General features: G+C 74.7%; 11 protein-coding genes. 4 read left to right on the forward strand and 7 right to left on the reverse strand.

The features are described from left to right. Positions 1 to 118 precede the first annotated feature (118 nt). Genes ACVMYR_RS20630 through ACVMYR_RS20640 form a run of 3 tightly spaced genes read left to right on the forward strand, consistent with a single transcriptional unit; the run spans position 119 to position 2,183 of the window. On the forward strand, positions 119 to 856 hold the full coding sequence (locus ACVMYR_RS20630) for an enoyl-CoA hydratase/isomerase family protein (RefSeq protein ID WP_158229408.1): 738 nt from the start codon (positions 119 to 121) through the stop codon (positions 854 to 856). Beyond that, entirely contained in the window at positions 853 to 1,671 is an 819-nt protein-coding gene (locus tag ACVMYR_RS20635) for a VOC family protein (protein WP_457122455.1), read from the forward strand. The genes ACVMYR_RS20630 and ACVMYR_RS20635 overlap by 4 nt, the downstream gene beginning before the upstream one ends. Beyond that, a complete protein-coding gene (locus tag ACVMYR_RS20640; protein WP_457122456.1) occupies positions 1,668 to 2,183 on the forward strand; it encodes a flavin reductase family protein in 516 nt (171 codons plus the stop codon). Before ACVMYR_RS20635 ends, ACVMYR_RS20640 begins: the two co-directional genes overlap by 4 nt. 85 nt (positions 2,184 to 2,268) lie before the next feature. Here ACVMYR_RS20640 and ACVMYR_RS20645 read toward each other — a convergent pair whose 3' ends face one another. The 5 genes from ACVMYR_RS20645 to ACVMYR_RS20665 all read right to left on the reverse strand — a co-directional run bounded on the left by ACVMYR_RS20645 (position 2,269) and on the right by ACVMYR_RS20665 (position 6,056). Beyond that, the gene (locus ACVMYR_RS20645; protein WP_043963084.1) at positions 2,269 to 2,757 is read right to left on the reverse strand and encodes a MaoC family dehydratase; all 489 of its coding nucleotides are present in this window, start codon (positions 2,755 to 2,757) and stop codon (positions 2,269 to 2,271) included. A 71-nt stretch (positions 2,758 to 2,828) separates the two neighbouring features. Next, a complete protein-coding gene (locus ACVMYR_RS20650) occupies positions 2,829 to 3,569 on the reverse strand; it encodes an enoyl-CoA hydratase/isomerase family protein (RefSeq protein ID WP_457122457.1) in 741 nt (246 codons plus the stop codon). Further along, complete coding sequence (locus tag ACVMYR_RS20655; RefSeq protein WP_091285180.1) at positions 3,566 to 4,522, reverse strand: zinc-binding dehydrogenase; 957 nt, start codon at positions 4,520 to 4,522, stop codon at positions 3,566 to 3,568. Before ACVMYR_RS20655 ends, ACVMYR_RS20650 begins: the two co-directional genes overlap by 4 nt. Then, the gene (locus tag ACVMYR_RS20660) at positions 4,519 to 5,229 is read right to left on the reverse strand and encodes a nitroreductase family protein (RefSeq protein WP_077937416.1); all 711 of its coding nucleotides are present in this window, start codon (positions 5,227 to 5,229) and stop codon (positions 4,519 to 4,521) included. Before ACVMYR_RS20660 ends, ACVMYR_RS20655 begins: the two co-directional genes overlap by 4 nt. After that, complete coding sequence (locus ACVMYR_RS20665) at positions 5,226 to 6,056, reverse strand: nuclear transport factor 2 family protein (protein WP_457122458.1); 831 nt, start codon at positions 6,054 to 6,056, stop codon at positions 5,226 to 5,228. The genes ACVMYR_RS20660 and ACVMYR_RS20665 overlap by 4 nt, the downstream gene beginning before the upstream one ends. 122 nt (positions 6,057 to 6,178) lie before the next feature. On the opposite strand from ACVMYR_RS20665, the gene ACVMYR_RS20670 reads away from it, so the two are divergent. Then, positions 6,179 to 7,327 carry an acyl-CoA dehydrogenase family protein gene (locus ACVMYR_RS20670; protein ID WP_396790290.1) on the forward strand — a complete coding sequence of 383 codons (1,149 nt, stop codon included), beginning with the start codon at positions 6,179 to 6,181 and terminating at the stop codon, positions 7,325 to 7,327. Positions 7,328 to 7,354: 27 nt separating this feature from the next. Here the strand turns inward: ACVMYR_RS20670 and ACVMYR_RS20675 are convergent, their stop codons facing one another. After that, on the reverse strand, positions 7,355 to 7,993 hold the full coding sequence (locus ACVMYR_RS20675; protein ID WP_043963079.1) for a TetR/AcrR family transcriptional regulator: 639 nt from the start codon (positions 7,991 to 7,993) through the stop codon (positions 7,355 to 7,357). Between the two features lie 98 nt (positions 7,994 to 8,091). Beyond that, positions 8,092 to 8,826 carry an SDR family oxidoreductase gene (locus ACVMYR_RS20680; protein ID WP_457122459.1) on the reverse strand — a complete coding sequence of 245 codons (735 nt, stop codon included), beginning with the start codon at positions 8,824 to 8,826 and terminating at the stop codon, positions 8,092 to 8,094. Positions 8,827 to 8,921: the final 95 nt, after the last annotated feature.

Below are 8,921 nucleotides of genomic sequence, written 5' to 3' on the forward strand. Positions count from 1 at the left end.
CGACCAGCCGGTATCAAGTCAACGGGTCGAGCGGGTATCTCGTCCGTGACGTTCGTGTGTCAAAGGGCCGCCCGCCAGGGGCGTTGTATTCATACCGACCGGTATGTATGATGCGGCGGTGACCATCACCCTCACCCATGGGCACGACGGACGCGTGGCGCACGTCCGCTACGACAACGCCGCGCGCGGCAACTGCGTCGATGACGCCGCGCTACGGGAACTCGTCGACACCATGACGTCCGCCGCCGCCGACGAGACCTGCGTGGTGATCCGCCTCGACATGGCCGGGCGGCACTTCTGCGGCGGCTGGGACACCTCGTCCTTCGCCGGGCTGGCCGGCGCGACCCGCGAGGCGGTCTCCGCCCGGCTGCGCGGCAGCGACGCGGCGCTGGAGGAGATCCGGCGGCTCCCGGTGCCCGTCGTCGCCGCCGTCCGGGGCCACGTCATCGGGTTCGGCGCGGGCCTGCTCGACGCCGTGCACCTGCCGGTCGCCGCCGCCGACGCCCGACTGTCGCTGCCGGAGGCCCGCTTCGGCTTCGCGCCCGCCGGGGTCGGCCACACGATCGCCCGGGCCCTGCCCCGGGCGCACGCCTACCACCTGCTGACCGGCGCGGCGACCGCCACCGCCGCCCAGCTGCACGCGTGGGGCCTGGTCGCCCGGGTCGTCCCCGACGCCCACCTCGACCGCGAGGTCGACGACCTCGTCGACTCGCTGCTCGCGCTGCCGCGGGGCACCCTGCGGGCGGTGGTCGAGGTCGTCGAGTCGAGCCTGGCCACCGGCGCCCCCGACCACGCGTACGACGTGTCGGCGCGCACGATCGTGGCCGGCCTCGCCGCGCGGGCGGTGTCCGGGTGAGCCGGCCGTTCCGGCCCGGCGAGGCCGTCTGGGTGGAGCTGTGCACCCCGCATCCCGAGCGGGCCGAGGCCTTCTACGGCGCCCTGCTCGGCTGGACGGTCCGCGCGGAGCGGCTGGGCGCCACCACCTACCGCATGTGCGGCGTCGCCGGGCGCGACGTCGCCGGCATCTCCGACGCCGCCGCCCTGCACGGCGGCCGCCCCCGGGGCTGGCTCACCTACTTCGCCGTCGACGACGTCGCGGCGTCGGCGCGGCAGGCGGTCGCGCTCGGCGGGGAGCTGGTCACGCCCCCGCGCTACCTGCCCGCGGCCGGCACCGGCGCGGCGGTCGTCGACCCCTTCGGCGCGGCCTTCGGCCTCTACCAGGGCGAGTCGCGCGCCGGCGTCCAGGCCCTCAACTCGGTCGGCGCGCTGTGCTGGAACGAGCTGGACACCGGCGAGCCCGCGCGGGCGGTGGCCTACTACCGGGCCCTGTTCGGCTACACCAGCCGCCAGCGCGGCGACGCGCCGACGGCCCGGCCCTACACGCTGCTGATGCTCGACGACGTCCCGGTGGCCGGCGTCCTCGAACTGGACAACGAGTGGCCCAACCTCATCCCGTCGAAGTGGATCACCTACTTCGCCGTCGCCGACCTCGACGACGCGCTGGCCCGGGTCGCCGCCCTGGGCGGCACCCCGACCGTCGGGCCGGTCGACAGCCCGCACGGACGCCTGCACCTGATCAAGGACCCCGGCGGACACACGCTGTGCCTCATCCAGCTCGAAGGCGGGCTGCGCCCCGTGCCCGACTCCTGCGACCCGGCGGTGACCCGATGATGGCCGAGCCCCTGTTCGACTCCGCCGAGTTCCGCCAGGTGTGCGGGCACTTCCCCACCGGCGTGACCGCCGTGACCGCCGTGACCGGCGCCGGCGAGGTCGCCGCGCTGACCGTGAACTCGTTCACCTCGGTCTCGCTGCAGCCGCCGAAGGTGCTGTTCTGCGTCACCAGCCACTCGTCGAGCTTCCCGGTCCTGATGGCGGCCGACCGCATCGCGATCCACATCCTCAGCCAGAACCAGGAGGACGTGGCCCGGCGGTTCGCCACCTCCGGCCTGTCCGGCGCGCAGCGGCTCGACGGGGTGTCCTGGGTGCCCGGCCCCGACGCCGTCCCGCTGCTGCCCGGCACGCCGGCGATCCTCGCCGGCCGCCGCGACGAGGTGATCACCAGCGGCGACCACGTGATCGTCCTGCTGGACGTCGACCACGTGCACCTGAAGCCGACGGGCGTGCCCGCGCTGTCGTTCTACCGGGGCCGGTTCGTCGCCCCGTCGGACGCCGCGCCGGAGTGAGCGCGCCGGCGCAGACGACCGGCGGGCAGGCGCCGGCGCGACCCGTCGGGTCGCGCCGGCGCGGCGGTCGCCCGCAGCAGCGGACTCAGCCGTGGTAGCGGAACAGGATCTCCGCCACGCAGCAGGGCTGCGACTGGTCGGCGAACTCCACGACCACCGACGCCTTGGCCTGCACGCCGCCGGGCGAGCCGTCCTGCGCCGCCGGGATCGGCCGGGCCGAGACGAGGGTCGCCGTGCCCTGGATCTCGACGCCCGGCGGCAGCGGCCGCACGAAGCGGACCCGGTCCAGGCCGTAGTTGACCCCCATCGAGTGCTCCCGCACCTCGAGGATGTCCGCGAGCAGGAGCGGGACGAGCGCCAGGGTCAGGAACCCGTGCACGACCGTCGTGCCGAACGGCCCCGAGCGCGCCCGTTCGACGTCGACGTGGATCCACTGGTGGTCGCCGGTGACGTCGGCGAACCGGTCGATCTGCTCCTGGGTCACCACCCGGGGCTCGCTCGCGCCCAGGTCCTGGCCGACGAGGTCGAGCAGGTCGCCCGGGGTGTTCACGATCGTCTTCTTCGCGGTGCGCATGGGTCGCTCCGTTCCAGCGTGTCGGTCGAGGGGTGCGGCGGGACAGGGCTGTGGCGGGACAGGGCCGTGGACTAGGCCGGGGGCCCTGGCGGGCCGGCGGGGCCCGCCGCCTGGTCCGCGACGTGCGCGACGAGGGTCTCCCACTCCCTCGCCCAGGCCGCGTCGGCGACGGCGGGCCGGGCGAGGCCCAGCATCCGGCGGACCGCCGTCTCGTCGCGGGCCGCGATGGTGGCCACCAGCGCGTCGACGTGCGGCACGAGGTCGGCGTCGGCGACGGCCTCGCTGACCAGGCCCCGGCGGGCGGCCTCGTCGGCCGTCCATGTCTCGCCGGTGACGAGCAGCCGGCGGGCCAGCGCCGGGCCGACGGCGAGCGGCAGCAGGACGCTGGAGCCCCAGCCGGGGACCTGGCCGACGGCGAGGTGCCGGTCGCCGAGGCGGGCGCTGCCGGCGGCGACGGCGACGTCGCAGGCCAGCAGCAGTTCGAGCCCGCCGCCGAAGGCCGCCCCGTTGACCGCGGCGACGGTGGGCACCGGGGCCGACCCGATCGCGCGCACGAGGCGGCGGCCCCGGTCGAGGAAGGCCCGCAGTGCGGGCTGGTCGCCGAGCAGGCCGGTGGCCTCCGCGAGGTCCGCGCCGGCGCAGAAGCTCCGGCCGGTCCCGGTGAGCACGAGTGCCCGTACGCCGGGATCGTCCGCACCGGCGAGCCACCGTTCGAGGCCGGCGAGCACCGTGCTGTCGCACGCGTTGCCCGCGCCCGGGCGGTCGATGCGGGCCCAGAGGGCGGGCCCGCGCCGGGTGACGACGACGGTCATGCCAGGCTCACGCAGAGCTTGCCGAACGCGGTGCCGGCGAGCATCCGGGCGGCCTGGGTGCGGACGTCGGCGAGGTCGACGACGCTGTCGACGGCGGGCCGGATGCCGTGGGTGTCGACGTAGTCGACGAGGGCCCGGAACTCGTCGAGGGAGCCCATGGTGGACCCGTGGACGGTGATCTCCCGGGCGAACAGGCGCGGCAGGTCCAGCTGGGCGGTGAAGCCGCTCGTGCCGCCGCACACGACGATGACGCCGCCGGCCCTGGTCGAGCGCACCGAGTGCGCGAAGGTGGCGGGGCCGACGGTCTCGACGACGACGTCGGCGAGCTCCGGCACGCGTTCGCCGACGTCCAGGGCGACGGCGGCGCCGAGGGCGAGCGCCCGCTCGCGCTTGGCCGGGGAGCGGGAGGTGACGACGACGGTGGCGCCGGCCGCCACGGCGAGGCCGACGGCGGCGGTCGCGACGCCCCCGCCCGCGCCCTGCACGAGCACGACCCGCCCGGGCCCGACCGTGGCCTTGGTGAACAGCATCCGGTACGCGGTCAGCCAGGCCGTGGGCAGGCACGCGGCCTCGGCCCAGCTCAGGGCGGCGGGCTTGGGCACGAGGTGGCCCGCCGGCACGACGGCGCGCTCGGCGAGGAGGCCGTGGCCGGCGTCGGGCAGCAGCGTCGCGTGGGTGACGGTGCGGCCGTCGGGCGCGGTGGGCAGCACCGGGTAGACGACGACGTCCCGGCCGTCGGCCACCCCGGCGGCGTCGCTGCCGATGACGTGGGGCCCGCCGTGGGGGCGGCCGGCGACGCCGCGCAGCGTCCAGATGTCGTGCATGTTGAGCGCGCCGGCCCGGACGTCGACGCCCACCCAGCCGGGGGGCGGCTGCGGGTCGGCGAGGTCGCCGACGCGGAGGGCCTCGACGGGGCGGTCGGCGCAGGGCTCGACGACATGGGCGGCCCTCATGCCGGCGCCGATCCCGCCGGCTCGACGGGTCCGTTCCAGAACGCCACGTCCGCCAGGTCGGCGCGGGCGGCGGGGCGGAAGTCGACGCCCCGGGTGTAGGCGACGGGGAGCAGGGTGATCGGCCGCCACTCGGCCGGCAGGCCGAGCACCGCCTGGACGCCGCTGGCCTTGTGGGCCAGGGCGGTGGCCAGCACCGAGCCGAGGCCCCGGGAGCGCAGCGCGAGCTGGAAGGACCAGGCGAACGGGAAGATCGAGCCGTAGTATCCCGACGCGGTGCCGCCGACCGGCCGCTGCGGCAGCGGCTTGGTGCTGCACAGGACGACCAGGACCGGCACCCGGTCGAGGTGGTCGACCAGGTACTTCACCGCGCGCAGGACCCGGGCCTGCCGGGCCTGGGCCTGCGGGTCGGCGCGGACGGTCGGCGACAGGCGGGTGGTGGTCGCCGCCTCGCCGCTGGCCAGGGGGCGTTCCACCGTCTGGTGCCAGACCTCGGTGTAGAGCCCGGACAGCTTCCGTTTGAGGGTGGGGTCGTCGACGGCGACGATGCGCCAGTCCTCAAGGTTGGAGCCCATCGGCGCCTGCTGCGCGAGTCGGAGGCACTCCTCGACGACGGCGCGGGCGACCGGCCGGTCGAAGTCCATCCGGCGGCGCACCGCGCGGGTGGTCGTCAGCACCTCGTCGATGTCGGTGATCACTCTGGCGCTCATCCGGGTTCCTCTCCCGTGCGGCGGCCGACCTCCGCGTCGAAGCCCATCAGGTCGGCGATGTGCAGGGTGTCGCAGTACTCCCGGACCTCGCCGATGCCGTCGGCCCGGACGTCGACGATCCACAGGTAGCGGTTCTGGTAACGGGCCCCGTCGGCGAGGACGGCGTCGCCTACCGCCTCGACGGCGACCAGGGTGTCGTCGGCGATCCAGCGGCGCGGGGTCACCGTGACGGCGGGCGACCGGTGGCCGCCGAACGTGTCGAGGTCGCCCCGGGCCAGCGCCGGCCACATCGCCAGGACCGCCGCCACGGCCGGCGGTGGGTCGCCGGGGTCGGGCGCGTCGCCGGCCGTCGGGTGGTCGAGGCTGCTTCGGGGTACGGGCGCACCGCCGCCCACCACCTGCTGGGCGTGGACGGTGTCGAGGTACTCGCGGACCGCGACGATGGCACCGGTGGCGTCGACGTCGAAGACGAACCCGTACCGGTTGGCGTACTCGACGCCGCTGGCGTGCACGCCGTGCCCCTCGACCTCGATGACGCACGTGTCGTCACCGGCGACGACGCGGCGCGGGATCTGCCGGCAACCGGTCGGGAACGCGGTGGGGCCGAGCCGGCGCATCAGCGCGAGCTTGTCGTCCATCCGCATGACGCCGTGCAGCGGGAACCGGCCGCTTCCGTGGGGGGACAGTTGCGGGTCGCCGCCGCGGCGGTCCGGGCCGGTGTCGACCCACCAGGTCGCGCCGGTGGCGCAGAGGCGGGCGAGGCCGCCGAGGCTTCCCCGGTCGAGCGCGGAGATGAAGTCCATCCCCGCCCGTACGGCGCGTGTCACCCGACCCCCTACATACCGACTGGAAGGTATCTACCACGCCCGGCCAGGCAACTCAAGGGGCAGAGTTCATACCGACCGGATGGTATCCTGTCGCGACAGGCTGTCCGACGAGGGGGTTCGTGGTGTTCGAGGCGTACCAGTTGCCCGAGGAGCACGCGGAGGTGCGGGCGGCCGTCCGCGCGGTGTGCGACGCCAAGGTCGCGCCCCACGCGGCCGAGGCCGACGAGACCGGCCAGTTCCCGCAGTCCTCCTACGACGCGCTGCGCGCCGCCGACTTCCACGCCCCGCACGTACCCGCCGCGTACGGCGGCGCCGGGGCCGACGCCCTCGCCACCGCGATCGTCATCGAGGAGGTCGCCCGCGCCTGCGCCTGCTCCTCCCTCGTCCCGGCCGGCAACAAGCTGGGCACCATGCCGCTGCTGCTGGCCGCCGACGAGCAGCTCAAGCAGCGCTACCTCCCGCCGGTGGCCCGGGGCGAGGCCATGTTCTCCTACTGCCTGTCCGAGCCGGAGGCCGGCAGCGACGCGGCGAGCATGCGCACCCGCGCGGAGCGCGACGGCGACACCTGGGTGCTCAACGGGGTCAAGCGGTGGATCACCAACGCCGGGCTGAGCGAGTTCTACACGGTGTTCGCCGTCACCGACCCGACCGCGCGCTCCCGGGGCATCTCCGCGTTCGTGGTGGAGCGCACCGACCCCGGGATCAGCTTCGGCGCGCCCGAGCGGAAGCTCGGCATCAAGGGCTCGCCGACCCGCGAGGTCTACTTCGACGACTGCCGAATCCCGGCCGACCGGATCATCGGCGCGCCGGGCACCGGCTTCGCCACCGCGATGCGGACGCTGGACCACACCCGGGTCACCATCGCCGCCCAGGCCCTCGGCATCGCGCAGGGCGCGCTCGACCACGCGCTGGCCTACGTGCGCCAGCGCCGGCAGTTCGGCAGGGCGGTCGCCGACTTCCAGGGCGTCCAGTTCATGCTCGCCGACATGGGCATGAACCTGGAGGCGGCCCGTCAGTTGACGTACGCCGCCGCCGGCCGGTCCGAACGCGGCGAGGCGGACCTGACCTACTTCGGCGCGGCGGCGAAGTGCTTCGCCTCCGACGTGGCCATGCGGGTCACCACCGACGCGGTGCAGCTGCTCGGCGGCTACGGCTACACCCGGGACTTCCCGCTGGAGCGGATGATGCGCGACGCCAAGATCACCCAGATCTACGAGGGGACCAACCAGGTCCAGCGCATCGTGATGGCCCGCCAGCTCCTCGGCGGCTGAGACGGCCGGCGGCTCCCCGGCCGGCGGTCAGGCGTAGAGGCCCTCCAGCACCATCGCGCTGAACTGGCGCGCCACCTCGTCGACGCTGAGCGGGCCGCCGACGTTGAGCCACTGGTACGCCCAGGCGCACATGCCGACCAGCCCGAACGTGGCGATGCGCGGATCGACGTCGGAGCGGAACGCCCCCCGGGCGACGCCGTCGGCGATCATCCCGGCGAAGGCCGACTCCACCAGGCCCCGCTTGCGGGTCACCTCGGCGAACAGGTCGGCGGTGAGGTTGCGCCGTTCCTGGTAGAAGATCGTCACGTGCGCCCGGTATTCGGCGACGCTGGTCAGGCTGAACCGGATCAGCTCGGCCACCCGCACCTTCGGGTCGTCGCTGCCGGCCTCGATCTTCGCGATCGCGGCGAGCTGTGCCTCCAGGTACTCCTCCTGGATGTGGCGCAGCAGGTCGTCCTTGCTCTCGAAGTGGTGGTAGAAGGCACCCTTGGTGAGCTTGGCCCGGTCGGCGATCTCCTGCACCGACGTGCGGTCGAAGCCGCGCTTCTCGAACAGCTCCAGCGCGCTGGCGATCAGCGACTTGCGGGTGTTCTCCGGGTCGTAGCCGTCGGGCCACCGCTGCCGGCGACGGGTCGACTCCGGCCGGTTGGACGTGGCACGCGCCATTGGTGGCCTCCTATCCCCTGCACAGCCCCACAATGCTACCGTCCGGTCGGAAGGAACGGGGTACGCGGCCCGGGGCGGTTCGCGCCGCGCCCCGTCGGTCAGGCCGCGCCCCCGTTGACGTACACCACCTGGCCGTTGATCCAGCGGGCCGGGCCGGCCAGGAACGCCACCACCTCGGCGGTGTCGGACGGGTCGCCGAGCCGCCCCATCGGCGACATCGCCGCCATCGCCGCGATCGTCTGCTCGTCCTTGCCCGCCAGGAACAGGTCCGTGCCGGTGGCGCCCGGCGCGACCGCGTTCACCGTGACGTCACGCCCGCGAAGCTCCCGGGCCAGGATCAACGTGATCGCGTCCACCGCCGCCTTGCTGGAGGCGTACGCGGCGTAGCCGGGCATGGACAACCGGGGCGTTGTGCTGGAGATGTTGACCAGCGCGCCGCCGGGCCGGATCCGGCGGGCCGCCTGCTGGTCGACCACGAAGGTGCCGCGCACGTTGACGCGGTGCACGCGGTCCAGCTCCGCCAGATCCAGCTCGGTCACCGGGGCGTGCGACGCCACCCCGGCCGAGTGCACGACGACGTCGATCCCCCCGTACGTCCGCTCGGCCACGTCGAACAGCTCCGCCACCGCCACCTCGTCGGCGACGTCGGCCGGCACCGCGACGGCGTCCCCGCCGGCGGCGACGATCGCCGCCACGACCTGCTCCGCCGCGGACTTGCCGGTGGCGAAGTTGACCACCACCGCGAAGCCGTCCGCCGCCAGCCGCTGCGCGACCTGCCGGCCGATGCCCTGGGAACCGCCGGTCACGATGGCGACACGCTGCGGGACGGTCATGACGATTCTCCTGGTCCTCGCGGGGCCGGGACGGCGACGCCGCCCCCGGAGATCGAATTAGATCAAACGGCGTACGTCAAGGGCCGCCCCCACGG

Source organism: Micromonospora sp. PTRAS2 (assembly GCF_054052245.1).